This window comes from Pseudoalteromonas sp. S1612 (genome assembly GCF_005887175.1).
GTDB lineage: Bacteria > Pseudomonadota > Gammaproteobacteria > Enterobacterales > Alteromonadaceae > Pseudoalteromonas > Pseudoalteromonas undina.
Genome location: NZ_PNDH01000021.1, coordinates 101,134 through 125,979, shown reverse-complemented (window position 1 = coordinate 125,979; position 24,846 = coordinate 101,134). Strand labels below are relative to the sequence as shown.

The window sequence follows — 24,846 nt, the reverse complement described above, 5'->3', positions numbered from 1 at the left end:
CCGCGGCTGGTTTTTTTTATAAATGGATTAAAAATCCATTATTCGCAAGTTTGCTTTATAGCTGCCATGCTCAAGCCTACTAAGTGAGTAATAGTGCCCGTACTGCCCCTCATCCATATTCTCAATAGTTTGGTTACTCAATAACGAAGCTAATTGCGGCGTGGTGTTACTATGCCCTATAACCACCACAACACCACTTTGTGCTAACAACTGATTTTTCAATGTCGTTAAATCGGCAGCATTATAAGTAATAACTTTAATATTAAAATACCTAGCTAAAGGCGCTGCAGTATTTAATGTGCGGTTATAATTACTACTGTATAACGTAATGTGTGGATGGGTTTTAACTAGCGAAACCAAATGCTCAGCACGCGCTTGCCCTTGCTCTGTTAAAAATGGATTACTGCCTGTTTGCTTTTCACTATGGCGAAACAAATAAAGCTGTTCAGGCTCAGCAAAAGCAGGATTGCATAGCATTAATAGTAATGCTATGCATGCTGATTTTACCAATACACTCATTGTTTTTTGCCTCGTTTGTATGCCAATAAACGGTCTATAAATTCAGTAGTAAGCTCATTAATGAGCCCAGTTTCTGCATTTAAAATCAAACTAAAGCCTACATTTAAGTGCGGAAAAACCACTAAGTCACTGCGGTAGCCTTGCACCCAACCACTGTGATAATAAAGCGTTTCATCATCATAGTCATACACACGCCAGCCTAGCCCATAGTAGGCTTCGTTCATGTGCTCTCGCCATACTCGTCTGTAGCGTTCTTTTTTAGTATGAGTATAAGGGCGTGTTTGCGTGGCCAATGCATCTAAGGATAATACCGATGGATATTGCCCTAATTGCGCATTTAACCAAATAGCCATATCTGACGCACTGGCGTTTACCCCTGCCGCGGGTGCAACTTTATAATAATTCTTTTTTAAGCGGGCGCTATACCAACGTTTTTTGCCACGCACGTGAGGGTGTGCATAGTTATTATCCTGCACCATGGCATCGTAACCCAAACTAGCATCATTCATTTCTAGGGGAGTAAAAAACGCCTCATTAAGCCACTGGGTATAGGTTTTGTTGGTACTTTTTAAAATTACGTCGTCTATTAAGCTAAACATTACATTTTGATAGCCATAGCAATCACCAGGGTCACAAATGGGTTTAACACTCAATAGTTTTTCAACAATGTCCTTATAACCCATCCGCGATTCGATTAAATTATCGTAAGCGTTAGGAACTAGCCCACTAGAATGGCTTAAAATATGAAAAACTTTTAAATCATCTTTATAGTCAGTTTGCTTAAAATCCGGTAAATAATAACTAACAGGTAAATAAAGGTTGAGCCGCTGTTCATTTGCGAGTTTAGCCGCTAACGACCCTGCAAATGTTTTCGATACGGAGGCTAAACGAAATCGAGTGTGCGGGTTAATTTTTTGCCCACCGCGCACCTTTGTATTGCCCATAGTATGGATGTAGTCACGTGCTTGTGAGTTGACAATGGATAGCGCCCCTCCTGGGATTTTTTTTATTTTTAGTTTTTTTTCTGTATAGCGTCCATAACTTTTAACAAATGCTTCCCAATCAGGATCTGTGCTTGCGCTCGCCTGTAAATGCGTCCCGATAAGGAGCACGGCAAAAAAGTAAAAGGGTAAGGTGTTAAAATACTTCATTCTTAGCTAATTTTTCTTTTTTAGTCATAATCAACCGTTATAATATCATGAACTTTTACTCGGACTAACGTACAATATGTCCGATTAATGGCTTTTGAGTGGATGTAAAATATTTATGCGTTTTTTAGTTGTATCACTTTTTATAATATCAGCGTCAGGTTGTGCTGTCGTTAAACAACCCGCAGAGCCTTTAGCAATGCCTGCAAAGCCTATGCTTAAGAGCCAAACTTATCAGTTAAAATATGAAACTGAGCATGCTTCACCAAAAGTGAAGTCGGTACAATTACCTGCCCACAACGTGAAAAAAAATCAAACTGTTAGAGTAATCGTAGACCGTGCAAGTGTTACCGACACTTTGGTCTCTCAAATAAGCCAAGCCTTAATTGATAAACAGCTTAAGGTGACCACTAGCGAGAATAGCGATTACACGTTAGCGATTCATCAAGTTGATCTGGAATTTATAGATGACGCCAAGTACACCCTAGCACAACCAGAAAAGCCATATTCACTGTTTTCAAAAGTAGCGCAGCAATTTCCGTCGCAACAATGCGCCAATATATTGGCCCAAGTTAGCATGCGACTTACTCACAAAGCATCGGGCGATGTGGTGTGGTTTGCTAAATCATCAATTGACAGTGCAAGCTTTCATCGTGAACCTTTAGTTTATAGCTTTAGCGAAGAAAAGAAGATCACTAATGAGCTGGAAGTTGTTGCATTTATACACAAGCACAACACCGAACAGGCTCGTCTTAAACGAGCTGAGCTTAATAATGAAGTAACGGCCCCTGCTTATAAAACCATTACAAAACTGAGTCGTTTAACTAAATTAAATGGGCCATGCACACGCACCGAAATAAGTGCTCTCACACCTATGATGCAATTTTACTTAAGCAGTATTCTTATTGATAAAATTAAAGTTCAGTAGTTGTTAGGACGACCGCTACATTTTTTTACAGATTTAGCTAAGAGTTTGACAATATACTAGCCTCTTTAGCAAACTCTAATTAAGGTTCCAAGGATGACGTATACTTCTCTTAAACAGTCTTTTGGTTGTGCGGCCTTATTAGTTGCCGCTATTTTTAGTGCCCAAAGCAGCGCCAGTAATCGTTACTATGCCGATAACACTTTGGAACCCACCACTGGGTTTGCCTGGGATTGGAGCGCTGGCGCAGGTTATTACATTGAAGACTCTTATTTAGTTGGCATGAACTCCTATGATGTTGGTGCAGAACTAGATTTGAGTATTGCAGTTTCTTACGATAATTTTTATCTAGATTTTGACCATAATCAGCTCAGCGGTGGGCTTGTTTTAGGCTATAGCTTAATTAACAAATATGATTGGGGTCTTGATTTATTAGGCACCAACATTCAAGCAGGTTTTGATGAACAAGGTTTAGGCTTTTATAACGACGGAATAATTGATCCACTGCGTGGTATAAAAAAGCGTAACTATGATTTTGACACCGGCCTTCGATTAACACGTCGATTTGAAAACTCACAAATTTCATTTGAATATTTACATGATATTAGCGGTGCTCATAATGGTTGGGTTGCCAATGTGTTTTTCAGCCATATTCAACCTTGGCGCAATTGGGAGTTTCGTTCCGGTATTGGCTTGAATGCCTACTCTGCTGATTTTACAAACTATTACTTTGGTATTGATAGCGATGAAGCAAACGCAGCACGCCCTATTTATAGTACCGATGCCAGTACCAGTATTATGTTTGAATTTCATGCTGAATATCCCATCAATCAAGATTGGGTATTTTTAGCAGGCTGGCTAACTACATGGTTTTCAAAAGAAATTGAAGACAGCCCAATTATTTCCCAAGGATATCAACACAAAGCCAAGGTAGGCCTGCGTTATGTACTTTAGATTTTTTTACTGTTTGTTGTTTACATATTCGGGCTCTTTGCTTGCAGCCACTACACAACCACCCAGTGACCTTACTGCCGTTCCCGATACCTGTGTAGCCTTACGTGAAGGGCGTCAATGTTATGCCGATGTTGTCTTATCGTGGCAGCAACCAGAGGTAGGAAATTATTGTTTACGCGATGCGACTTCAAAATACATTATGCAGTGCTGGCTTAAACAGCGACAAGGCTCACTTAATTACGCCTTTGATTCAACCCAGAGCATTTCATTTGAGCTGTTTGATAGTAATACATCACAAGTGATTGCTGTAAGCGAAGTTAAACTACAATGGGTGTATCAAAATAGACAAAAAAAGCGGCGTTGGCGGTTATTTTAGCCACACACTATAAACATCATTCAGGTATACGAAGAAAGCTTATGGATAATTACGGTACTATTCTACTGGTTGAAGATGATATCTCTCTTGCACAATGGGTAACTGAGTATTTAACTGAGCAAGGTTATATTGTGCATGTATGTCATCGCGGTGATGAAGTTATAAGCCAAGTAAAGCATTTAAACCCACAACTTATTTTACTCGATATTATGTTACCAGGACTTGATGGTATCAGTGTATGCCGTGAGTTACGTAGCTTTTATCAAGCTCCTATAATTATGCTCACCGCACGAGATGAAGAAATGGATGAGGTCATTGGGCTTGAAGTCGGTGCCACAGATTACATTATAAAACCTGTTCGCCCTCGCGCACTGCTTGCTCGTATTAAGTCGGCTTTACGCTACAGCAGCGACATACCTAAAACTGATGCTCAAGAGAGCATGATCAATATTGGTCAATTAAGTATTAATACCGAATCTCGTAACGTTACACTCAACCAGCAAGATGTGAATATTTCAAGCGCAGAGTATTTATTATTACATTACTTAGCCAGCAACGCTGGACAAGTTGTATCACGTGATGCGGTGTTTAAAGCAACCAAAGGCAGGGAGTATGACGGTCTAGATAGAAGCGTTGATGTACTTATTTCTGCTTTGCGTAAAAAGTTTAATGATGATCCGCAAAAACCAGAAAAAATAAAAACTATTTGGGGGCGTGGTTATTTGTTTGTGACTACAGCGTGGTAAGTTTTAATGCCTGAGCGCTTAAAATAATAAGCGCGACAATAATAAAAGTCACTTCAATACACCCAGCCTATTATGGAATAGCATCAATGAAAAAGTTTTATATTTCACTACTAGGCAGTGCGCTGCTTTCAATTATTGTTTTAGGTTGGCTTATTGATGCATTTAGCCAACAAGCACATGCACCTTTGGATGAGTTTAGCGTTCAAAGCCAGATTATTGTCGGGTTAAGTAAACAGCTCACAGCTATAAAGCCACAGGCACGACCAGAACAGGTAACTAAGTTAGCCAAAGATTTTAACCTGACTCTTAACTACAAATTAAATCAGTCGCTAGCATTACCATCAGCGCTATTAGATAAAATGCAAACTCAAGGCGGGTTAATACTTGAGGACGAGCAAGGCTTTTACATGCTCTACACTAATGATGCATTAAGCCCTTACCATTTAACCATGCGTTTAGATAAACCTTATGAGAACATACAGCGAAACGACATAATTTTAACTTTGTTATTTTATACAGGCTTATGTGTTTTTATGGGTTTTATTATTACCCCTTTAGCAAAACGTCTTACAGTATTAAATGATGCGGCAAAACAGTTCGCATCCGGTAATGTTAAAGCCCGAATTAAGCCCTCTCGCTTTACCTATATTAAAGATGTGGAACTGACCTTTAACCGCATGGCAAGCCAAATTGAAAAGTTAGTTGCTGAAAATAAACTGATGGCCTCAAGCCTGTCCCATGATATAAGAACCCCAATAGCATGCTTACGCTTTGGTGTTGACGCTGCACTTGATAGCCATGATGAGAGCAAAATAAAGCATTACCTAACCCGTATGGAAACCGATTTGGATCATATGGAGTCAATGTTAAAAAGCTACTTAGCATTTGCTACTTTGGAACAAAATGCCAATAAACTTACTTACTCATCAGCAAACCTTAAACAATATCTAAGTGATATTGTGCTGCAGCTTGAACCAAAAATAACCGCACGTTCGCTTAATATTTCTTTAGAATGTGATGATCATACTATTTTTGCTGACTTACATTGGCTAGCAAGAGCGATCGCTAACTTAATTAATAATGCCTGCGATTTTGCACATCATCACATTAAAGTAACCGCCTCGCTACAAGAGCACACTCTAGTCATCAGCATTGCCGATGATGGCCCAGGTATAGCTCAAGAAAACAATCAAAAAGTATTTAGCCCGTTCTTCCGTGAACGCAGCCACCGTAATCGCAGTGACAACAGTTACGGGTTAGGATTGGCTATCGTTGCCAAAGTAGCCGATTGGCATCATGGCTCAATAGAAGTGAGTAAAAGTGAGCACCTTGGTGGGGCCTGCTTTACACTTACGATTGCGCGGTTTAGATATTAATCAAACAAGTATCATCCGCTCTAACTAACGCAATATAATTAAAGAAATCGTGCTATTTATAATCAAAAAATGCACGTGTTATTTATATCTGAAAATAAAACGCAATAATTGTGCGACTAAGTCAAATAAGCACTTTTTATTTTTTTACAATTCCAGTAGATTGTCACGGCGTCGAAAAAATAGAGAAGCAAAATAATATGAGTGCAGTAAGAGGTGAGTTTAGCTCCCGCTTTGGTTTTATAATGGCTGCGGCAGGATCTGCTGTTGGGCTTGGTAATATTTGGGGTTTCCCGACACAAACAGCAAGTAATGGCGGGGCTGCCTTTTTAGTCGCGTACTTAGTACTAGCCTTCTTTTTAGCCTATCCTGCTTTAATGGCAGAGCTGATGATAGGTCGTCATGGACAAGCTAATGCGGTTTCTTCACTAACTAAATTAACCACTAAACCTTGGCAAAAGCAGTTTGCCTTTACTGTTGGCTTTGGCGGGATTTTATGTGCTGGCTTTATACTAAGCTTTTATGCGATTGTTGCTGGTTGGATGTTAAGTGCGACTTTAGAGCCGGTTACTACTCTCATAGGCGCAGATGCGGCATCTTCGTGGTTAAGTGAACAGTCACTTACACGTAACATTCTTTTTACTGTGGTATTTATTATTTTAACCGTTGCTATTATCAGCCGCGGTGTTGAAAATGGTATTGAAAAATGGTCAAAACGTTTAATGCCTGCTTTGCTCGGTATTTTGTTTGCCTTAATTGCCTATGTAATGACTCAAGAAGGCGCTGTTGAGGGATTAAAAGCTTACCTAGTCCCTGACTTTTCTTCTATTTTTGATCCCACCTTATTAGTCAGTGCACTAGGACAGGCCTTCTTTTCATTGTCACTGGGCACCAGTGTAATGATTATCTATGGCTCATATATCAGTAAAAAAGAAAACCTCGTCTCTTTGGGGGCTTATGTTACGCTTATTGATGTATTCATCGCATTTGTAGCAGGCTTACTGATTATCCCCGCGATGTATGTTGCACAAGCCCAAGGTGTTGAAATATTCTCGTCAACAACAGGTAAACTACTTTCAGAAGACACCTTAGTATTTCAGGTTTTACCCGCCTTATTTGATGGCATGGGTGGTGTGGGTTTATTTGTTGGCTTTGCTTTTTTTGCATTAATGAGTATTGCCGCTCTAACCTCGTCAATTTCAATGCTTGAAGCGCCGGTATCGTACACTGTAGAGCGCTTTGCAATGAAGCGTGTGCAAGCAACATGGTTAATAGGTGCTTTAATTGCCATAGTTAGTATTACCATAGTGTGCAACTTAGGCACGTTATTTGGTTTAGTGATCACCTTAACAACTAAAGTCGCGCAACCTTTATTAGGACTTATGTGTTGTATTTTTGTAGGGTGGATCTGGTATAGGTCATCACTGCTCAAAGCAATCCAGCAAGGTAACCCTGAAGTACATAACACCTTATTTTGGAAAATATGGCCTTGGTATACTAAGTTTGTATGCCCTATCGCCATTAGCTTAGTATTTTTACATTCTTTACTTAGCTAATAAAACAAAAAAAGCCCACTAATGTGGGCCTTTATTTATTAAGAATTATCTACTGCTTTAAAATCATATCTTGATGGGGTATGCCATCTTCTAAGTACTCCTCCCCAACACACTCAAAACCAAATGAGCGATAAAAATTTAGTAGGTAGGTTTGTGCGCCTATATAAATATCACGAGTAGGCCAATGAGTTCTACAACAGGCAATAGCCTGGCTAACTAATTCTTTGCCTAAACCAGAGCTGCGCTGTGATTGAGCAACTAAAACGCGCCCTATCGCACTATAATGTGCATCTTTTTCATAACAACGAGCATAGGCATTTACTGTTTGCCTATTGAGTGAATACAAGTGGCGAGTAGCATCTGCAATATCCACATCATCAAGTTCGGGGTAAGGACACGCTTGTTCTACAACAAATACGTCAACACGTTCACGCATTATTGCAAACAGGGTCTGGGAGTCGAGCGCAGAGAATGGCTCACATTTAAACGCCATTTAAACACCTTTTATTATTACAGGGCCTTACTAAAAGGCCCCATAATCTTATTAAGCAAATAATCGCTCTAACTGATCACACAACTGAGATAAGTTAACATGATCATGCTCGATAGTTAAATCGACATAGCCGTCACTTCTAAATGCTCTGTCTAACTCAATCAGTACATGCGTTTTATGCGCTTCAGGAATAAACGACAGTTCAATTTCCTTTATGCCAAATAAGCTGCGACTATTTGGTTGATATTCAAGCTCTTGATAACACCCAGACACAGATTGAAAAGTAGATGCACGTAAATGGCCTTGCTCTACATCTGCTTTGACTAAACTAAATCCTAGCTTCTCCATTGCTTGCATACAGGTTTTAACTGCTTCATTCGGATAGATGTGCAAATGGTCTTTATCTGTTGGATCAAGCGCAAGGTCAATATCAAGCCCTGTTTCTAACCACACATAAGACTGGTTATAACCGGCATTAATTTCAGTAATTGGTGTTTCTGAATGCAAACGGGCTTCAAACGGGATAGTTTTAACTTCACCAGGCTCAACAGTACCAATGTCAGTTATGCGCCATTGATCAATAACATGATTAGTAAAGTAATCACCGTCTTCACTGGCTACTTTAACCCGAGTAACTAACATTAAATCTAAACCCGCAATTTCTTGACTTACATCACCTGCACTAATAACAATTTGTGCATTGAATAGTTGGCCAGGCTGAAGATGCTCGGTTTCTAAAATAGTATCCACCTTGGCGGCACCAATGCCTACCGATGCTAAAATCTTTTTAAACATATTTTCTCCTTAAGCTAAGCAATACACTTGTTTGCTTACACTTAAACTCCTTCGTTATGGCATCTTAACCACATTTAAAAGCGCTTGTCAGCGAAAAACTGCTATTTACATGCTGTTTACCATAAAACTAGCCATTTATGTGTGTTTTTTGTACTTTACAGCCGCTTTTATGCATACATAAAGGTGTTTTAGCAATCAGGTGTTAAATACTCACTATCAGCCAATTAGCAGTAGGAAATAAGTAGATAAATTGTCAATAAGCATTGTTTTTCGCTACACTACAATGCCAAGTGCAGTGATACTAATAACTATGGAACTAATTTATTTTGCTACCGCCTTCGTCTGCGGTTTTGGTATATATCAGCTAAAGTTACCGCCGCTTATCGGCTTTCTTATGGCCGGATTTATTCTTAATTTAGCGGGTTACAAAAGCACGGAGCTACTCGAAACGATTGCCTCTTTAGGGGTCACACTGCTACTTTTTAGTATTGGCCTCAAACTAAAAATTGCTAACCTTATAAAACCACAAGTGTGGGCTCCTGCCACCATACATATTATTTTAAGTAGCGCATTGTTTAGTGGCTTCATGTTGCTGCTTGGTGTATTCGCGCTACCATTATTTGTTGATTTAAGCTGGCAAAGTGCGTTGTTAGTTGGCTTTGCTCTGAGCTTTTCCAGTACGGTGTTTGCTGTAAAAGTGCTTGAAGAACGCGGGGAAATGGCAAGTTTGCACGGTAAAATAGCCATTGGTATTTTGGTTATGCAAGATATATTTGCAGTCATATTCTTAGCGGTCAGTACAGGTAAAGTACCGAACATTTGGGCCTTAGGATTAATTGTTGCGCTACCTTTGTTTCGCCCTATTATGTACTGGGTTTTAAACCGCTCTAAACACGGTGAGTTACTGCCGTTATTTGGCTTTTTCTTTGCATTAGTAGCTGGGTACAATGCCTTTGAATTCGCAGGATTAAAAGGCGATTTAGGCGCATTGATCATTGGCATGATGTTCGCTCCTCACAAAAAAGCTGGTGAGCTGTCTAAATCACTGCTTAGCCTAAAAGACATACTACTGGTTGGCTTTTTCTTAAGTATTGGTTTAAGTGCAGAGCTTACTGCCCACTCTTTAGTCGTTGCTTTAATTTTAGTATTAATTATCCCTATTAAAACGCTGCTTTACTACATACTAACTAACTTATTTAAACTGCGAGCTCGTACCTCTTTGCTCACCGCATTTAGTTTGGCTAACTTTAGTGAGTTTGGCTTAATTGTTTGTGCCGTTGCTGCATCTAGCGGCATGGTTACCTCTGAATGGCTCGCGGTTATCGCGATTGCCGTATCAATTACATTTGTGATTGCCTCCCCTTTAAATAAACGCTCTAACGAGCTGTACGTTAAAATTGAACGCCTCTTATTGAAGTTTGAAAGCAAGACCCGCTTAGCAGAAGAGCTTCCTGTAAACTTAAATGATACGAAAATAGTGATCTTTGGTATGGGTAGAATTGGCACTGGTGCCTATGAAACAATAAACGCAACTCACCCTGATGTAGTTGCAGGTATTGATATTAAACCTGAGGTGGTCGATAAACATATTAAACGTGGACGCAGAGTATTAATTGCCGATGCCACCGACCCTGATTTTTGGCAGCGCGTTAATCACTCTCATGTGGAAATGGTTATGTTAACTATGCCTAAGCATATGCAAAATATTTTTGCTTTAGAGCAATTACAAGCATCAGGCTATAAAGGGCAAGTAACTGCGATTGCTAACTACCCCGATCAGCAAAAGGAATTAGAAGATATGGGAATAGATTCTACTTATAACTTTTATTTAGAGGCTGGTAGCGGTTTTGCAGAGCATGTAAAGCAAACCTTGTTTCCGTAATCGGGCTTAGATGCAAATAGATTGCATTTACATTCCTTTACATCTGAGTATTTTATTGGTGAAAAAATCAGGTAAAATGTCTGTGTTGGTTGAATAAAGCTAATACCTAAGTTTGTGTTTTATAAAAGACAAATAACGGACGCCTTGCTTTTAAGTGACCAATAAGATTCTCAAATTAGAGGGCCTACTCCCTCTATCAATAGGCTGTTACTTGCCCGTTACAGCCTATTTTATTTCCTTAAAATCCCTTACACTTATCCCCATTATTTATAAAAGATGTCAGTAATGGATCCTCAACAACTAAAAGTAGCGATTAACACCATTATGCCATTTGGCAAGTATGCGGGACGCCCTTTACTTTTGCTGCCTGAGCCATATTTAGTGTGGTTTAAACAACAAGGCTTTCCTGATAGCAAGCTTGGCTCTCAGCTCGCAATGATGTACGAAGTGAAGCTTAATGGCTTAGAGCAAATGCTGATGCCATTACTAGAAAAAAATAGTAAATAAAATAGAACTTTTCTATAAAGGGTCTGTCTATCTATTTGCTACTTGTTGATTTTTTGGTTTTAAACCGCAAAAAAGCGCCTTTATGGCGCTTTTTTATTGTTTGGGATTTAGTTGTCGAGGGTGATAATAAACTTAACCCCACCCAATGGTGAGTCTTCAATCTTACACTGCCCTTTATGCCAGCTAATAATTTTATTTACAATTGCTAGCCCTAATCCAAACCCACCGGTTTTTTTATCACGGCTTTTATCTAAACGGGTGAAAGGTTTAAACACTTTCTCACGTTCAGCATCCGCAATACCTGGGCCATCATCTTCAATCACCAGAAATAACTTTTCGGCGTTGGCAGTTAAACTAATATGCACAGTTTGCGTAGCATGTTTCAGTGCATTACTAATTAAATTTTGTAGCACTCGCGACATGAAATGACTATCACATACGTTTATAAATTGACTCGGTAACGTTGTGGTTAATTTAATAGGTGTATCAAAAGTTACTTTTTCGATATTAGCTTTAATTAATGCGACGATATCACAGGGAACCAATTGCAAGCTTGGTTGCTGTGTATCTAAACGAGCGTATTCCAACATTTCTGATACCAAGGATTCCAGCTCATGAATATCCATTTGCATATCAGACAAATAGTGCTGTGCTTTGCCATCTTGAACTTTATTCTCTAACATTGCGATTGCAAACTTCAAACGGGCTAATGGTGTTCTGAACTCATGTGACACTGATGAGGTCAGTTCTTGTTGAGCACTCAGTAAAAACTCAATCCGTTGCTGCATTACTTTTAATGTATCAGTGATGGGTAAAAAGAATGATTTAGAGCTGTCGCTTAATTGAAAGTCTTGCGCCCCACCGACCGCTTCACAGGCTTGACTGAGCTTGGCAAAATCTCGCCATAACAATAAGCTCCATAACCCTATCGGTAAGCTAATAATAAATAAAACTAATAAATAAGGTATCACGGTCCCAGTGTTTTTAGCTTTAACACCTACAGGACCTACTTGTAATAACTGAGAGTTATTTAAAGTGACATACCAAACAATACGTTGCTGCTTATCGTACAAGTAAAGGTAATTATTTTGAGCCAATTGTGTTTGCTGTTCAGGAGGGAGAACCAAATCTTGTTGGGCGATAACTTGGCTATCAAAATTATGCTTTAGCTGCTCAAGACCATCTGGCGTTTGAGAAAGCAGCCACAACGACTGCCCAAATTCATTATCTAACAAAACATGTTGCTCAGATTCATCATACGGCCAAAGCTGCTCTATAACACCACTGGCAATAAACAAAGAAGCAATAATATACACGTAAAGGCTAATAAATAGCTTTCCCATTAACCTAGCCTAATACCTTGCATTAATTACATGTCCCACGCATCTGATACAAATAAATAGCCTTGTCCCCACACTGTCTTAATACGGTATGGTTTATCACTATTATCACCAAGCTTCTTACGAATTCGAGACACACGTACATCAACGGTTCGATCTAGTCCATCGTACTCACGTCCAATCATATGTTGGTGCACATGTTCTCGGCTGAGCACTTCTCCTGCATTTGAAGCTAATAACCACAACAATTCAAACTCATGTGAGGTTAATACGATTTCAACACCACTTAGCTTTACAATACGGCTAGTTTTATCTATTGATAAGTCACCAAACTTAAGCTCTTCTATGGCTTTTACGCTAGGCTGTCCACGGCGTAATAATGCACTAATCCGCGCCAATAGTACGCGCGGCTCTGCAGGTTTGATAACGTAATCGTCAGCACCGAGTTCTAAGCCGATAACTTGGTCAAAATCTTCGCCCTTTGCAGTAAGCATTAAAATAGGTAAGGTGTATTTGTCGCGCACTTGACGGCACACACTAAAGCCATCTTTTCCTGGCAGCATCACATCTAGAATGATTAAATCAACATGGTTTTCACTCAGATAAGGAAACACTTCGTCACCGCGTTCTAATACGTCAACTTCTAAGCCATTATGCTCAAGATAGTCTTTGGTTAATTGTTGCAACCCTAAGTCATCTTCAACAAGTAATATCTTTGGCATTTACTGCTCCTAAATTAAAAAAAGCTCCAAGGTGAGCGTAGCCGATGTTTTTTCTTAGCGTATGCAGTTTGCACTTCTACTTGCACACTCGCTAATGACACACCTGTAAGGGGATTAATCAGGGAGTATATGGTCTCCACCTGAACACGCGCTTTATAACTAAATTGCCCTTTTTTTACCCCTTGCCAACATTGCAATTGGGTATCTTGCTGGTATAAACACACATCACTTGGCTCAGACAGTTGCCACTTAAATTTTAACTCAAGATCACAAAATTCTTGTTGTTCGGAAACCACACAGACTTTGGGTGATACGTTAAGTGAAGAGGCTTTTGCAACACTTAGGTTGCTAAAAAATGAAGCTGCAAACACAACCAACATAAAACACTTCATATTAAAATGTATGTTCGAATCCTATAAAGGCGGTCATTGAATAGTCATGTTCAAAGAGCGGACTGCTATCCATTGCTGAATAGTCATAATATGCTAAATGAAAACGAAGTGCGTTGGCTTTACCTACCGGCCAACGGACATCGATTTTAGCATAAGGTTGCCAGCTACTACCAACTTCTATTTCACCATATGAAGATTCTGTGCTGTTTAAGCCATAAAAGTAGTTATTTAGTTGTGCTGATTTGTAGTTTACGCCTAAGGTCGATTTAAGTTCTAACACCTTAAGATCAAAATGGTATTGCCATTGTAGCGAGCCCCTAAAGCTATTATAAACACTGTTTACGTCATGCAATAATTGCGCAGAAAATACCTGTTGTTGTTTTACAAAAACATAACTGACGCCGGCATCCAGCACCACTCGTCTTTTTTGAATATTATTGATATTAATCTGGCGAGGAGATTCAATGTGTTGCGATTCTAATATTTCGTTATTAGCCGTTGCTGTGAGCGGGAATATATTTTGCGGGTGCCAGTCAATAAAAAATCGTGATTCTGGGTTAATTTCTGACACAAAGCTAATGTTATGCGTATCACTTTGTATAAAAGAATAGCCTAAACGACCGTTATCAAAAAACCAATTTTGGCCATAATAAGCCACTTGTGGAACCACCACCAAAGGAATGTTGTCTGCACCATGTAAAGGATTACTGATCACCCCAGCCCCTAAGCTGACACTCATTTTAAGTTCATCAGTAGAGATATGTTGCTGCGTCTGAGCAATTGCATTAGCGCTAAATAACGCCAATAAAATGCATATTTTTATTCTCAGATGTAACATCATGGAGTTATTCACTAGTTTATAAAGTCGCTTTGACCCTATAGTAGCAAGTAGTATGAGTACAAGCTCTAGAGGGTTACAATCATTAACAAATTTGATACAAACGGAACACGTTTACAAATTGGCGGCTATTTCAACTCGATTTCGACCATGAGTTTTAGCTAAATAAAGTGCTCTATCAGCTTTTTCTACTAATAAACAGCTCTTACTAAAAGGCTGCATTAGAGCTATGCCAAAACTTGCAGAGATATTACGTTTATTATCGCTATCTTCTTTTTTACGGATAGTTAATTTAGCAATACTCAAGCGTAACTTATTACAGAATGTCATCGCATCATTAATGCTATCAAAGTAACCCGTGATACAAAATTCTTCACCACCGAAACGATACGCATTGTATTGTTCTTGCACGCTATTCTGCACTTTTTGAGCAACAAGTTTGAGTACCTCATCGCCTTTTTGATGACCAAAATCGTCATTAAAACGCTTGAAGTGATCAATATCGAACATTATTAACACGGCTAACTTAGATTGCTCATCTTGTGAAGATGCATGAAGGCAAAACTCGACTATGTCTGTATCAAACTTGCCGCGATTATATAATCCCGTTAGCGAATCTTTATCAACCGCTTCTTGAGTCATAGTGAGGGCTTCTCTTAAATCTTTAATCTCATTATATGCTTGCGCTAATTTAGTTTGGAAACCACGAGCATAATCTTGCATTGCGATTGATTCATCTGTTAGACGTTCAACACAAGATAGAATTTCATTAAATGAGTTAATGCTAGAGAGTGTTTTTAACTCATTTTGTGAGTCAACTAACGAAGTAGTAAAGCTTTTTGAATACTGAATAGAGTCACTCAAGTCAAACTGTACTTGCTCTACCGTACCATGAAATTTTTCAGACATTTGTTGAAAAAACGCTAATTCTTCGTCGTTTATGTATTTATCAAATATTTCCTGTGCATTTTGAGCTGAGCAAGTATTGTGCTGACCGATAACTTTATCAAGCTCTGTATTTAGTTGCGGGTTATCGCCCTGTACATAACAGTACCAAATCGCATAGTTTATTGGCGTTACTGGCATTTTGTACTTCACCATAAGTGGAATGGCTTTTTTTAAACACTGGGCAGAATGAGCAAGTGAAGCAGTATTATCCATAATTGAAACTCTCAGACATCACAACAAAGATGTTAATAAACACATAAATATTAGTGGCTTATATTAACACTTTTTTATCATCCAACAAGCCTATATTATGTTTTCTCCCATATTTTGTGCAATATTCCACAGTGCACTAATAGCAGGATCATTTAATTCTTTATGTAATACCGCTAGGCCAATTTTAAAACCTTGTGGGGGCTCATCTTTGCTATCCAAAATCTGAACTTTATCGTTTAAAGGGCTATTATCGAGAACAATTTTTGGGATCATGGCCACGCCTAAGCCCAAACTCACCATAGATACCATAGCCTCATGCCCAGCGACTTGTGCATAGATTTTTCCTTGAACGTTATTTTTTCGCCACCACTGCTCTAACCTTTGTCGTGAAAACCCTTGTTCAGCAACAATAAATTCAAGCTCAGACCAATCAATAGTCTCGCTGTTATTGATTAGTTTTTCTGTGATCGGACATTGAATAGTGGGCGCAATTAATACCAGTGGCGAGTAACCAATATCTACAAATGCAATTTGTGCAGGTAATTTACTGGGCCTAGCTGCAATAGCCATGGATTCGTGACCGTCTAATACACGATTTATTGCCAGAGCAGGGTCGCCCGTATTTAAGGTGATTTCAATATGCTGATGCTGAGCCCTGAGCTGCTCCAAAATATGATGCAAAAAACTATAAGATGCGGTAACGGAGCAATAAAGACTCACATTGCCATAAATATGTTGTTGCGGTTCGTTTAAATTGGCCTTAAAACGCTGCCAATTACTAAGCGTTGCACTAGCATACTCCTTAAATGCAACGCCTTCGCGAGTAAGCTTGACACTGCGATTATCTCGCTGGAACAACATCACCCCTACTTCATCTTCTAACTGCTTAATATTACGACTTAAAGTAGGCGCACTTATGTGGCATAACTCACTGGCACGAGAGAAATGAAGCGTTTTTGCCAACGCCAAAAAGTAATTTAAATGCTTATGATCCATAACAACACCGGTATTTCATATTATGAAACACTTTAATTCAAATATATCATTTTACGCAAGAAGAGAATTTTCATATGGTTATTCCAAGCAAAGCAAAAGCATTGCACCTAACAAACTGAATTAATGGGAAACTTATCATGGCAAATTATTTTAATAGCTTACCTTTACGCGAACAATTAGCGCAATTGGCACAATGTGAATTTATGGGCGCAGACGAATTTAACGACGGTGTTGCTGCACTTAAAGGTAAAAAATTGGTAATTGTAGGCTGTGGCGCACAGGGCTTAAATCAAGGTTTAAATTTACGTGATTCTGGTTTAGATGTAGCCTATACACTACGTGATTCAGCAATTGCTGAGCGTCGTCAGTCATTCTTAAATGCATCGGAAAATGGTTTTAAAGTGGGTACATATGAAGAATTAATCCCAACAGCCGATGTAGTACTTAACTTAACGCCTGATAAACAACATACTGCGGTTGTTAATGCCATCATGCCATTAATGAAACATGGCTCAACCCTTGCCTATTCACATGGCTTTAATATTGTTGAAGAGGGCATGCAAGTTCGTGAAGACATTACCGTTATTATGGTTGCACCAAAATGCCCTGGTTCAGAAGTACGTGAAGAGTATAAGCGCGGCTTTGGTGTACCAACACTCATTGCAGTTCACCCAGAGAATGATCCTCAGGGTCATGGTTTGGCACAAGCAAAAGCCTATGCCGCAGGTACGGGTGGTCATCGAGCGGGAGTACTTAAATCATCGTTTATCGCCGAGGTTAAGTCTGACTTAATGGGTGAGCAAACCATTTTATGTGGCATGCTACAAACGGGCTCTATTTTATGTTTTGATAAAATGATTGATAAAGGCCTTGATGCCGGTTATGCCTCAAAGCTAATTCAATATGGCTGGGAAGTGATCACAGAAGCACTTAAGTATGGCGGTGTTACTAATATGCTTGACCGCCTATCAAACCCAGCCAAAGTAAAAGCGTTTGAATTAAGCGAGCAATTAAAAGTAATCATGCGCCCACTGTATAACAAACATCAAGATGACATTATCGATGGCACATTTTCACGAGTCATGATGGAAGACTGGGCAAATGATGACGCTAACCTACTAAAATGGCGTGCTGAAACCGCGGAAACTCATTTTGAGAAAACCCCAGCGGGTGATGTAGAAATTACTGAGCAAGAGTTTTTTGATAACGGCATTTTAATGGTAGCCATGGTTAAAGCAGGCGTAGAGCTGGCGTTTGAAACCATGACTGCAGCCGGTATTATTGCAGAATCTGCCTATTATGAGTCATTGCATGAAACGCCGTTAATTGCTAACACCATTGCACGTAAAAAGCTGTTTGAAATGAATCGTACTATTTCAGATACTGCAGAGTATGGTTGCTACTTATACAACCATGCATGTTTACCGCTACTACAAGAATTTATGCAAGATATTGATACTGATGTTATTGGCAAAGGCTTAAATGAGCAAAGTAATCAAGTAGATAATCAAACCTTGATTCAAATAAATACCGCACTGCGTGAACATCCTGTTGAGAAAGTTGGTGCTAAATTACGTGGCTATATGTCGGCAATGAAAAAAATAGTTTAACCCTATAACCCTAGAACTTTCACTTGTTAGAAACCAAGCCCACTTGCATTTTGCTGTGGGCTTTTTTAATGTAAATTAATCATCAATAGCCGAAAATAAATAATGTGCTAGAATAATCGCCTCATTGCCTCAGTTGTAAATATATAAGCACTACCATGACGATACAAAATCTCTCTATTACTCAAAAAATTACAGCACTTGGAAGCATCATTGCTATTTGTGTTGCTGTATTAATTGGTTTGACGTCTTTACATAACTCAAAGAATATTATTGAGCAACGCATGATCGAATCAGAACTGCCAAGCAAGCTGCAAACAATCAGTAATCATATTGGTGGGGAGATCAATGAACTTTTAGGCGCAGCACAGCAGCTTTCTGCCAATACCTTTATTTTAGATTGGGCAAACTCTGGCAGCACCAACGATGCGTTATTACTCAAAGAACTTAATCGTTTAGTTGAGCAATATGATCTTGCAACTGCTTCGTGGGCAAATAAAAATACCGCGCAATATTGGAATCAAGATGGCTTTTTACGGGTGTTGAAAAATGATGCTGCAGATGGTTGGTTTTTTGCTTTTACCCAATCAAAACAACCTTATTCAATCAGTATTTATCAAGAGTCGGCAAACGATGTAAAAATGTTTGTTAATCACCAACAGCCTAATGGATTCGGCTTGGCGGGCTTAGCAAAAAGCATTACTGATATGCAAAAGCTACTACAGCAATTTAAAATTGAGCAGTCAGGATTTGTATTTATTGCCGATAAAAGTGGCTTAATTCAGCTACACAAAGATGCAACTAAAGTCGCTAAGGTTAATATAGATAGTATTTACAGTGCTAATATTCATAACAAATTACTTGATGAAAATGGTTTTACTTTAGAAGAAGTAAATATTAACGGACAAGCCACACTGATTGCTGCCACACCAATTAAAAACACCGACTTATTTGTGTTGGCTCAAGTACCAAAAAGCGAGGTATTCGCAAGTGTAAACACCCTCGAGTGGCAAATATTCACATTCACTATCATTACAGCACTTATCGCAAGCGTGATCAGTTACTTGTTAGCTCGCTCTTTAGCCTCACCGTTATCAAAAATGGCGGAGTTGTTTTCTCGTTTAGGCCGCGGTGATGCTAATTTAGCGTATCGTCTACCAGCATCACCTCAACCTGAACTCAATAATTTAACGTCAGGGTTCAACCAGTTTATTGAGAAAATAGAAACCGCCATTGTGCAAGTCGCTGATGAAAGCCATGGTATTCGTCAAAGTTCTGATCATGTCTTTGCGCAAGCAAAACAAAACTCCTTAGCGCTAGATAAACAAAAAGAGCAAACTATTTCAGTTGCTGCAGCGATAAATGAAATGGGCGCTACAGTGCAAGAAATAGCACAAAGCGCAGCGAATGCAGCTAAGTTAACCAACGATAGTCGCGATAACACCAAACAAAGCCATCAACAAGTATTACAAAGCCAAACGACAATCTCAGCCCTTGCCAGCGACATCGATGGTATTACCGAGCAAGTTGCACTGCTTTCTAAAAAAACCATAGACATTGCCAGTATTGTAGATTCAATTAGAGGGATTTCAGAGCAAACCAACTTACTGGCTCTCAATGCAGCCATTGAATCTGCACGTGCAGGTGAACATGGTCGAGGTTTTGCAGTCGTTGCTGACGAAGTTAGAGCACTGGCAAATCGTACATCACAGTCAACCACTGAAATTCAATCAATGATTGAAGAGCTCACTCAAATTTCAGACGATGTTGTAAATGATATTAGCCAATCAAAAAATAAAGCCCAACAAAGCGTTAGCGCAATGCAAAACTCGGTTGAGTTACTTAATACTATTACTGAAACAGCGAATGAAATTAACGATATGGCAACTCTAATTGCCACAGCCACCGAACAACAAAGCAGTGTAGTGAACGATGTGGGTGGAAGTATTGAGCAAATTAGTGAGATCAGTGATAAATCAATGAGTGAACAAATAAATACCGAACAAGCAATTCGTGACTTAGCCACCAGCGCACAAACACTCGATGCGCTAGTTGCCACGTTTAATCAGCAGCGTTAAATAGTTTGTTACGTTTTAAATAACCTCTGTACAAAATAACCACTATACTTAAGTGTGTTTTTTGTACAGAGGTGTGTATGAGTGCTGTTCAAGGTAAACATTATTTACTGGCTGTCTGCTTGCTGAGTTTAAGTGCGTGTAGCGCTACAAATAACGCCAATTTAAGCGTGCCAATCCCTATTATTACTCCCCCAATGCAACTTCAACAGCAGCCTATCGAGTCTGAGCAGCAAATATTTCAACTCGACCAGAGTCTCAAACAGCAATTAAGTGCTTATGTACAAAAAAATAAATCGGCTGATAAAATTGCCTATAGTCTACTTAGTTTTTTACTCACAAATGGTGATAACTCACTATCTTACCAATCTACTAGCACACAAACGGCGTCTCAAAGCTATCAAAATTTAAATGCTAATTGTCTTTCCCTCTCTATTTTAGCGTATAGCTTAGCCGAACATTTAGGCCTTAAAGCTCGCTTTCAAAAAGTACATGTTCCTGAGTACTGGGCGTTAAATCAAGGATTTAATTTACTCACTGGGCACATCAACCTTGCCATAGACAATAAAACTAAGCTCAAAGACAGCTCACTTGTTTATCAGCGTAATAAGCGCTTAATTATTGATTTTGACCCCAATAGCCGACAAGCCCGTTTTGCAACCTCATCGCTGTCAAAAAAACGAGTGACCGCCATGTTTTATAATAATAAAGGCGGTGAGGCACTGGTAATTAAACACTATGATTTAGCGTATAGCTATTTCAAAGCCGCAATTAATACCGATGCTTCATTTAGTGCTAGCTGGGGCAATTTAGGGGTACTCTTTAAACAATTAGATGATTTAAAGCAAGCGGAGCAAATGTACAGCTATGCTATTGCCTTAAACGCCAATGATAATACTGCGCAAGGTAATTTAGCATTATTATATAAACTTACAGATAGAGTAGCCGAAGGCGAAAAGCTATTGGCAAAGCTTGACAAAAAGCGCCAAGAAAACCCTTACTATCATATATCGCTTGGTAACAGTGACTATGTAAATGGTGATTACGCAAATGCAATTAGCCATTATAAAAAAGCAAACGCTATGTCACCGACACTTCATGAAAGCCACTTTGGGCTAGCGCGCAGTTATTTTGAATTAAATAATATAACTAGAGCGGAGTTTCATTTGCGTAAAGCTAGAAAAAAAGCAGACTTTGATCATGAAAAACAGCGCTATGACAATAAGCTTATCGCATTAAAGTCACTCACCGCTAAGGCGAATCATCATTAAATTATTTAGCTTAACCTGTATCATAGTTTTTATAAGTTGGAGCGGCCTTTGTAAACAGATTGAGCCGCAATTATTAGCTGATTTAACTATATTAACCAGCTCGGAGTTAGCTGGTAGAAAAACGAATAGCCAGGCAGCCTTGCTCACAAGGGAGTATTTAAAAACACGCTTCAAAGAGCATCAACTTACAGTAAGTGAACAACCTTTTACTTATTCCTCAGGGCTGTTCTCTAGCGCACAAGGCGTTAATATTATTGCCACTAATACTGTAAAAGATTTACCTGTAATTGTTATTACTGCGCATTATGATCATCTAGGTCTAAAAGCAGGAAAATTACACCCAGGTGCTAACGATAATGCCTCGGGTGTTGCTGCATTACTTTATTTATCGAATGCGCTAACGGATTCTTCTTCATATCGTTTTATGTTTGTTGCAACAGACGCTGAAGAAAATGGTTTACACGGCAGTGAGCACTTTGCTAAAACAATACGCCAGCTCCCGATTGTTTTAAATATTAACTTAGATATGTTGGCAATTAAAAAGTCACATAAGCGTTTATACGCGCTAACAAGTCGATCTTTAAAAGCCCAGCTTAATCCGTTATTTACTCAGATTAACGGGGACAAGATCAAATTAAAGCCTGTTTATTCATCACGAAAAATGAGCCGACTCACCAACACGAAACAAATAGATTGGCGCAGAGCCAGCGACCATTATTCATTCGCTAAACAAAAAATTCCGTATGTGTACTTTTCTATGGGGGCAGATAACTACCACCATAGTGCCAAAGATACGCTCGAAAATATTAACGCTCCCCTCTATCAAGAAGCCGTATTGCTAATTGTGGAATTTATTAATCAGCTTTTGACAAACTCCGCGGTATTAACTCCCTCTTTAAAAGCAGCAACATAAGCCTCTTTTTTTGCTCGTGGAAGTTTTTTAATCGCATATTCTAATTTGCTTGCTTCGCTTTTAGTACCTACTTGTTGTTGATGAATCAGCATAAGCGGCCCTTTACCTTTGAGGTTTTTTGCTCCTTTACCTGCTTGATGAGTAGCGATACGTCGAGCAACATCAACAGTAATACCGGTATACCAATGACCAAACCGTGTTTGCACAATATAAAGTGACCAAGTTGCCGGTTTATTTTTAATTTTGCATAACTCATTGTTTAAACTTTTTTGATTATTAATGGTCAAAACCTCGCCTTAACGCGCTAAACAAAAACAATTACTCAAAAGGGTTTTACCTTGAGTGACTAATCGGTATCATGCAGATTATAAAAAATAAGGATCACAACTAACAATGCAGTCGTTAAAAACTTTTTCTCTTTGGCTTATCGTCGCTTTAACGCTTAGTTCAGCCGCAGGTTGTTCTAGCTGGGTATACAGAATCAACATCCCTCAAGGTAACTTTTTAGAACAATCAGACGTTGATAAGCTTCGCGTTAATATGACTCGCGAACAAGTAATTTACGTATTAGGCAGACCCATTGCCGAGGACGCCTTCGATAAAAATACTTGGCGTTATGTATACAGCTTCAATAAAGGACGTGCTAATGAACAGTTTAAATCATTAGTACTAAACTTTGAAAATGAAAAGCTAGTTACTGTATCGGGCGACTATGAGCAGCCAGAAAACTTTACAACGCCTTTAGAGCAATAAGAAAGCTCTTAAGGTTTAATTAAAAAAGGTGAGCATATTAGCTCACCTTTTTTGTATCTAACGTTCTAACGGCCGGCCACCAGTGACTTTATTAGCGCGGCCCTCTTCTTTGGCTTTTTCGGCGCGTTTTCTGCGAGCATCTTTAGGGTCGGCAATTAATGGGCGGTAAATTTCAATTCTGTCGCCATCTTTAAGCTCATGATTTAGCTTCACCGTTCTGTTCCATACGCCTAAAGTTAAATCGGTTGCATCAATCTCAGGGCACTTTTTGATGATCCCTGACTGTATTACTGCTTGCTCAGCCGTTGTGCCTTGCAGCACTTCTATATTTAACGTGGTTGCCTTAGTAGGTAAAGCGAACACAACTTCAATATTGATCATGCACGTTCTCCATACACGGTTTTTGCACGTTGAGTAAACGCACTCACCATGTTTTTTGCCACATCATTAAAAATTTTACCAAACGCCAGCTCTATGAGCTTACTTGAAAATTCAAATTCTAGCTTTAAATTAACCTTACACGCATGTGTATCTAATTGCTGAAAGTGCCAGCGACCCTGTAGGGTTTTAAAAGGACCATCAACCAAGCGAAGCATCACTGTTTGCTCATCAATTAGCGTATTTTCAGTGGTAAACCATTTTTTTATGCCGGCTTTAGATATTTCTAAACTAGCGGTCATGTTATTATCATGCTGCTTAATAATTTTTGAGTCTGAACAATTAGGTAAAAACTGTGAATAGGCTTCTACATCATTGACTAGATCAAACATCTCTTTAGTGCTGTACATAACTAGCGCGCTTTTTTCTATTTGTGGCATACTCACTCCCAACTGTGTGCAGGAATTTTAGCAAGCTTTGTGCGTTTCCCCAAACTTTCATCGCGCTTAAATTAATCCTTCGCTTTTGCATGTATAATTTAAAAAAATCGATGTAAAACATCTTGTATAACGTATATTATAGGGCACTATGGCTAAGAAAAATTCATCAAAATCGACAAGTAATACCATCGCGCTAAATAAAAAAGCGCGACACGAGTATTTTTTACACGACAAGTTTGAAGCAGGTGTTGAACTCCAAGGCTGGGAAGTAAAAAGTATCCGAGCAGGTAAAGTAAATATCTCTGAAACTTATATTCATCTTAAAAACGGTGAAGCATTTTTATTAGGTAGTACCATTCAGCCTTTGAATAGTGCATCGACCCATGTTATTTGTGACCCGCTCCGTTACCGTAAATTACTACTAAGCAGGCGTGAGCTTGACCGCTTAGTTGGTGCAACTGAGCGTGATGGTTATTCATTAGTTGCCACCGCTATGTATTGGAAAAAATGCTGGGTGAAGCTTGAATTCCATTTAGCTAAAGGTAAGAAAATGCATGACAAACGTGAAGACGGCAAAAATAAAGATTGGTCCCGTGAAAAAGAACGTTTAATGAAACATAAAGTTTAAATAAAAACGCCTAACATCATGTTAGGCGTTTTTTTAATTAAATTTTTAGCAAAATACA

27 protein-coding genes are annotated in these 24,846 nt (G+C 39.0%); 14 read left to right on the top strand and 13 right to left on the bottom strand.

What is annotated here, in order from left to right; translation table 11 throughout:
* Positions 1 to 27 precede the first annotated feature (27 nt).
* Both CWB78_RS09365 and CWB78_RS09360 read right to left on the bottom strand, forming a co-directional pair.
* A complete protein-coding gene (locus CWB78_RS09365; RefSeq protein WP_138595183.1) occupies positions 28 to 519 on the bottom strand; it encodes a SixA phosphatase family protein in 492 nt (163 codons plus the stop codon).
* Positions 516 to 1,670 carry a serine hydrolase domain-containing protein gene (locus CWB78_RS09360; RefSeq protein WP_054201683.1) on the bottom strand — a complete coding sequence of 385 codons (1,155 nt, stop codon included), beginning with the start codon at positions 1,668 to 1,670 and terminating at the stop codon, positions 516 to 518. The genes CWB78_RS09365 and CWB78_RS09360 overlap by 4 nt, the downstream gene beginning before the upstream one ends.
* 115 nt (positions 1,671 to 1,785) lie before the next feature.
* Between CWB78_RS09360 and CWB78_RS09355 the strand changes: the two genes are divergently transcribed.
* From CWB78_RS09355 to CWB78_RS09330, 6 genes are all read left to right on the top strand, one after another.
* The gene (locus tag CWB78_RS09355) at positions 1,786 to 2,595 is read left to right on the top strand and encodes a hypothetical protein (RefSeq protein ID WP_010387998.1); all 810 of its coding nucleotides are present in this window, start codon (positions 1,786 to 1,788) and stop codon (positions 2,593 to 2,595) included.
* A gap of 93 nt (positions 2,596 to 2,688) precedes the next feature.
* A complete protein-coding gene (locus tag CWB78_RS09350) occupies positions 2,689 to 3,546 on the top strand; it encodes a MipA/OmpV family protein (protein ID WP_054201684.1) in 858 nt (285 codons plus the stop codon).
* On the top strand, positions 3,536 to 3,922 hold the full coding sequence (locus CWB78_RS09345; protein WP_054201685.1) for a DUF3019 domain-containing protein: 387 nt from the start codon (positions 3,536 to 3,538) through the stop codon (positions 3,920 to 3,922). Before CWB78_RS09350 ends, CWB78_RS09345 begins: the two co-directional genes overlap by 11 nt.
* A 41-nt stretch (positions 3,923 to 3,963) precedes the next feature.
* Positions 3,964 to 4,668: a response regulator gene (locus CWB78_RS09340; protein WP_010387994.1), complete on the top strand. Its 705-nt coding sequence runs from the start codon at positions 3,964 to 3,966 to the stop codon at positions 4,666 to 4,668.
* Positions 4,669 to 4,754: 86 nt separating this feature from the next.
* Positions 4,755 to 6,044, top strand: a complete 1,290-nt coding sequence (locus tag CWB78_RS09335) for a sensor histidine kinase (RefSeq protein ID WP_138595181.1) — start codon at positions 4,755 to 4,757, stop codon at positions 6,042 to 6,044.
* Positions 6,045 to 6,241: 197 nt separating this feature from the next.
* Positions 6,242 to 7,597 (top strand): sodium-dependent transporter, encoded by a 1,356-nt coding sequence (locus CWB78_RS09330; RefSeq protein WP_138595179.1) that lies wholly within the window; start codon positions 6,242 to 6,244, stop codon positions 7,595 to 7,597.
* 49 nt (positions 7,598 to 7,646) lie between these two features.
* Here the strand turns inward: CWB78_RS09330 and CWB78_RS09325 are convergent, their stop codons facing one another.
* Both CWB78_RS09325 and CWB78_RS09320 read right to left on the bottom strand, forming a co-directional pair.
* Complete coding sequence (locus CWB78_RS09325) at positions 7,647 to 8,090, bottom strand: GNAT family N-acetyltransferase (protein ID WP_010387991.1); 444 nt, start codon at positions 8,088 to 8,090, stop codon at positions 7,647 to 7,649.
* Between the two features lie 51 nt (positions 8,091 to 8,141).
* Positions 8,142 to 8,885 (bottom strand): sporulation protein, encoded by a 744-nt coding sequence (locus CWB78_RS09320; protein WP_109874306.1) that lies wholly within the window; start codon positions 8,883 to 8,885, stop codon positions 8,142 to 8,144.
* Between the two features lie 310 nt (positions 8,886 to 9,195).
* Here CWB78_RS09320 and CWB78_RS09315 point away from each other — a divergent pair, with 310 nt between their 5' ends.
* On the top strand, positions 9,196 to 10,767 hold the full coding sequence (locus tag CWB78_RS09315) for a cation:proton antiporter domain-containing protein (RefSeq protein ID WP_109874882.1): 1,572 nt from the start codon (positions 9,196 to 9,198) through the stop codon (positions 10,765 to 10,767).
* A gap of 285 nt (positions 10,768 to 11,052) precedes the next feature.
* Positions 11,053 to 11,274, top strand: a complete 222-nt coding sequence (locus tag CWB78_RS09310; protein WP_010387988.1) for a DUF3820 family protein — start codon at positions 11,053 to 11,055, stop codon at positions 11,272 to 11,274.
* Positions 11,275 to 11,381: 107 nt separating this feature from the next.
* On the opposite strand, the gene CWB78_RS09305 is transcribed toward CWB78_RS09310, so the two are convergent.
* The 6 genes from CWB78_RS09305 to ilvY all read right to left on the bottom strand — a co-directional run bounded on the left by CWB78_RS09305 (position 11,382) and on the right by ilvY (position 16,723).
* A complete protein-coding gene (locus CWB78_RS09305) occupies positions 11,382 to 12,617 on the bottom strand; it encodes an ATP-binding protein (RefSeq protein ID WP_138595177.1) in 1,236 nt (411 codons plus the stop codon).
* A 26-nt stretch (positions 12,618 to 12,643) separates the two neighbouring features.
* The gene (locus CWB78_RS09300) at positions 12,644 to 13,336 is read right to left on the bottom strand and encodes a response regulator (protein WP_010387984.1); all 693 of its coding nucleotides are present in this window, start codon (positions 13,334 to 13,336) and stop codon (positions 12,644 to 12,646) included.
* Between the two features lie 14 nt (positions 13,337 to 13,350).
* Complete coding sequence (locus CWB78_RS09295) at positions 13,351 to 13,716, bottom strand: DUF3019 domain-containing protein (protein ID WP_010387982.1); 366 nt, start codon at positions 13,714 to 13,716, stop codon at positions 13,351 to 13,353.
* Between the two features lie 13 nt (positions 13,717 to 13,729).
* Positions 13,730 to 14,569, bottom strand: a complete 840-nt coding sequence (locus CWB78_RS09290) for a MipA/OmpV family protein (protein ID WP_171040330.1) — start codon at positions 14,567 to 14,569, stop codon at positions 13,730 to 13,732.
* Between the two features lie 111 nt (positions 14,570 to 14,680).
* A complete protein-coding gene (locus CWB78_RS09285; RefSeq protein ID WP_138595175.1) occupies positions 14,681 to 15,727 on the bottom strand; it encodes a GGDEF domain-containing protein in 1,047 nt (348 codons plus the stop codon).
* A 90-nt stretch (positions 15,728 to 15,817) separates the two neighbouring features.
* Positions 15,818 to 16,723 carry an HTH-type transcriptional activator IlvY gene (gene ilvY / locus CWB78_RS09280; protein WP_075169662.1) on the bottom strand — a complete coding sequence of 302 codons (906 nt, stop codon included), beginning with the start codon at positions 16,721 to 16,723 and terminating at the stop codon, positions 15,818 to 15,820.
* Between the two features lie 137 nt (positions 16,724 to 16,860).
* On the opposite strand from ilvY, the gene ilvC reads away from it, so the two are divergent.
* The 4 genes from ilvC to CWB78_RS09260 all read left to right on the top strand — a co-directional run bounded on the left by ilvC (position 16,861) and on the right by CWB78_RS09260 (position 22,589).
* A complete protein-coding gene (gene ilvC, locus CWB78_RS09275) occupies positions 16,861 to 18,333 on the top strand; it encodes a ketol-acid reductoisomerase (protein ID WP_010387978.1) in 1,473 nt (490 codons plus the stop codon).
* A 155-nt stretch (positions 18,334 to 18,488) separates the two neighbouring features.
* Positions 18,489 to 20,408, top strand: coding sequence for a methyl-accepting chemotaxis protein (locus tag CWB78_RS09270; RefSeq protein ID WP_138595173.1), 1,920 nt, complete (start codon positions 18,489 to 18,491; stop codon positions 20,406 to 20,408).
* A gap of 77 nt (positions 20,409 to 20,485) precedes the next feature.
* Positions 20,486 to 21,676, top strand: coding sequence for a tetratricopeptide repeat protein (locus CWB78_RS09265; protein ID WP_138595171.1), 1,191 nt, complete (start codon positions 20,486 to 20,488; stop codon positions 21,674 to 21,676).
* 139 nt (positions 21,677 to 21,815) lie between these two features.
* Complete coding sequence (locus CWB78_RS09260; RefSeq protein ID WP_249930430.1) at positions 21,816 to 22,589, top strand: M28 family peptidase; 774 nt, start codon at positions 21,816 to 21,818, stop codon at positions 22,587 to 22,589.
* On the opposite strand, the gene CWB78_RS09255 is transcribed toward CWB78_RS09260, so the two are convergent.
* A complete protein-coding gene (locus CWB78_RS09255) occupies positions 22,535 to 22,876 on the bottom strand; it encodes a GIY-YIG nuclease family protein (protein ID WP_138595167.1) in 342 nt (113 codons plus the stop codon). The two genes, CWB78_RS09260 and CWB78_RS09255, sit on opposite strands and share 55 nt — an antisense overlap.
* A gap of 106 nt (positions 22,877 to 22,982) precedes the next feature.
* Here CWB78_RS09255 and CWB78_RS09250 point away from each other — a divergent pair, with 106 nt between their 5' ends.
* Positions 22,983 to 23,342: an outer membrane protein assembly factor BamE gene (locus tag CWB78_RS09250; RefSeq protein ID WP_010387969.1), complete on the top strand. Its 360-nt coding sequence runs from the start codon at positions 22,983 to 22,985 to the stop codon at positions 23,340 to 23,342.
* A 57-nt stretch (positions 23,343 to 23,399) separates the two neighbouring features.
* Here the strand turns inward: CWB78_RS09250 and CWB78_RS09245 are convergent, their stop codons facing one another.
* A complete protein-coding gene (locus tag CWB78_RS09245) occupies positions 23,400 to 23,723 on the bottom strand; it encodes an RnfH family protein (protein WP_010387968.1) in 324 nt (107 codons plus the stop codon).
* Complete coding sequence (locus tag CWB78_RS09240; RefSeq protein ID WP_138595165.1) at positions 23,720 to 24,160, bottom strand: type II toxin-antitoxin system RatA family toxin; 441 nt, start codon at positions 24,158 to 24,160, stop codon at positions 23,720 to 23,722. Before CWB78_RS09240 ends, CWB78_RS09245 begins: the two co-directional genes overlap by 4 nt.
* 148 nt (positions 24,161 to 24,308) lie before the next feature.
* Here CWB78_RS09240 and smpB point away from each other — a divergent pair, with 148 nt between their 5' ends.
* On the top strand, positions 24,309 to 24,788 hold the full coding sequence (gene smpB / locus CWB78_RS09235) for an SsrA-binding protein SmpB (protein WP_008109102.1): 480 nt from the start codon (positions 24,309 to 24,311) through the stop codon (positions 24,786 to 24,788).
* Positions 24,789 to 24,846: the final 58 nt, after the last annotated feature.

Bases quoted from the DNA above. Each gene is read 5' to 3' on its own strand.
- CWB78_RS09340 (WP_010387994.1), top strand. From the start codon at position 3,964: ATGGATAATTACGGTACTATTCTACTGGTTGAAGATGATATCTCTCTT.
- CWB78_RS09330 (WP_138595179.1), top strand. From the start codon at position 6,242: ATGAGTGCAGTAAGAGGTGAGTTTAGCTCCCGCTTTGGTTTTATAATG.
- CWB78_RS09295 (WP_010387982.1), bottom strand. From the start codon at position 13,716: ATGTTGGTTGTGTTTGCAGCTTCATTTTTTAGCAACCTAAGTGTTGCA.
- smpB (WP_008109102.1), top strand. From the start codon at position 24,309: ATGGCTAAGAAAAATTCATCAAAATCGACAAGTAATACCATCGCGCTA.
- CWB78_RS09360 (WP_054201683.1), bottom strand. From the start codon at position 1,670: ATGAAGTATTTTAACACCTTACCCTTTTACTTTTTTGCCGTGCTCCTT.
- CWB78_RS09320 (WP_109874306.1), bottom strand. From the start codon at position 8,885: ATGTTTAAAAAGATTTTAGCATCGGTAGGCATTGGTGCCGCCAAGGTG.
- ilvC (WP_010387978.1), top strand. From the start codon at position 16,861: ATGGCAAATTATTTTAATAGCTTACCTTTACGCGAACAATTAGCGCAA.
- CWB78_RS09285 (WP_138595175.1), bottom strand. From the start codon at position 15,727: ATGGATAATACTGCTTCACTTGCTCATTCTGCCCAGTGTTTAAAAAAA.
- CWB78_RS09310 (WP_010387988.1), top strand. From the start codon at position 11,053: ATGGATCCTCAACAACTAAAAGTAGCGATTAACACCATTATGCCATTT.
- CWB78_RS09335 (WP_138595181.1), top strand. From the start codon at position 4,755: ATGAAAAAGTTTTATATTTCACTACTAGGCAGTGCGCTGCTTTCAATT.
- CWB78_RS09365 (WP_138595183.1), bottom strand. From the start codon at position 519: ATGAGTGTATTGGTAAAATCAGCATGCATAGCATTACTATTAATGCTA.
- CWB78_RS09350 (WP_054201684.1), top strand. From the start codon at position 2,689: ATGACGTATACTTCTCTTAAACAGTCTTTTGGTTGTGCGGCCTTATTA.
- CWB78_RS09265 (WP_138595171.1), top strand. From the start codon at position 20,486: ATGAGTGCTGTTCAAGGTAAACATTATTTACTGGCTGTCTGCTTGCTG.
- CWB78_RS09325 (WP_010387991.1), bottom strand. From the start codon at position 8,090: ATGGCGTTTAAATGTGAGCCATTCTCTGCGCTCGACTCCCAGACCCTG.
- CWB78_RS09315 (WP_109874882.1), top strand. From the start codon at position 9,196: ATGGAACTAATTTATTTTGCTACCGCCTTCGTCTGCGGTTTTGGTATA.
- CWB78_RS09305 (WP_138595177.1), bottom strand. From the start codon at position 12,617: ATGGGAAAGCTATTTATTAGCCTTTACGTGTATATTATTGCTTCTTTG.
- CWB78_RS09250 (WP_010387969.1), top strand. From the start codon at position 22,983: ATGCAGTCGTTAAAAACTTTTTCTCTTTGGCTTATCGTCGCTTTAACG.
- CWB78_RS09300 (WP_010387984.1), bottom strand. From the start codon at position 13,336: ATGCCAAAGATATTACTTGTTGAAGATGACTTAGGGTTGCAACAATTA.
- CWB78_RS09240 (WP_138595165.1), bottom strand. From the start codon at position 24,160: ATGCCACAAATAGAAAAAAGCGCGCTAGTTATGTACAGCACTAAAGAG.
- CWB78_RS09270 (WP_138595173.1), top strand. From the start codon at position 18,489: ATGACGATACAAAATCTCTCTATTACTCAAAAAATTACAGCACTTGGA.
- CWB78_RS09245 (WP_010387968.1), bottom strand. From the start codon at position 23,723: ATGATCAATATTGAAGTTGTGTTCGCTTTACCTACTAAGGCAACCACG.
- ilvY (WP_075169662.1), bottom strand. From the start codon at position 16,723: ATGGATCATAAGCATTTAAATTACTTTTTGGCGTTGGCAAAAACGCTT.
- CWB78_RS09290 (WP_171040330.1), bottom strand. From the start codon at position 14,569: ATGATGTTACATCTGAGAATAAAAATATGCATTTTATTGGCGTTATTT.
- CWB78_RS09355 (WP_010387998.1), top strand. From the start codon at position 1,786: ATGCGTTTTTTAGTTGTATCACTTTTTATAATATCAGCGTCAGGTTGT.
- CWB78_RS09345 (WP_054201685.1), top strand. From the start codon at position 3,536: ATGTACTTTAGATTTTTTTACTGTTTGTTGTTTACATATTCGGGCTCT.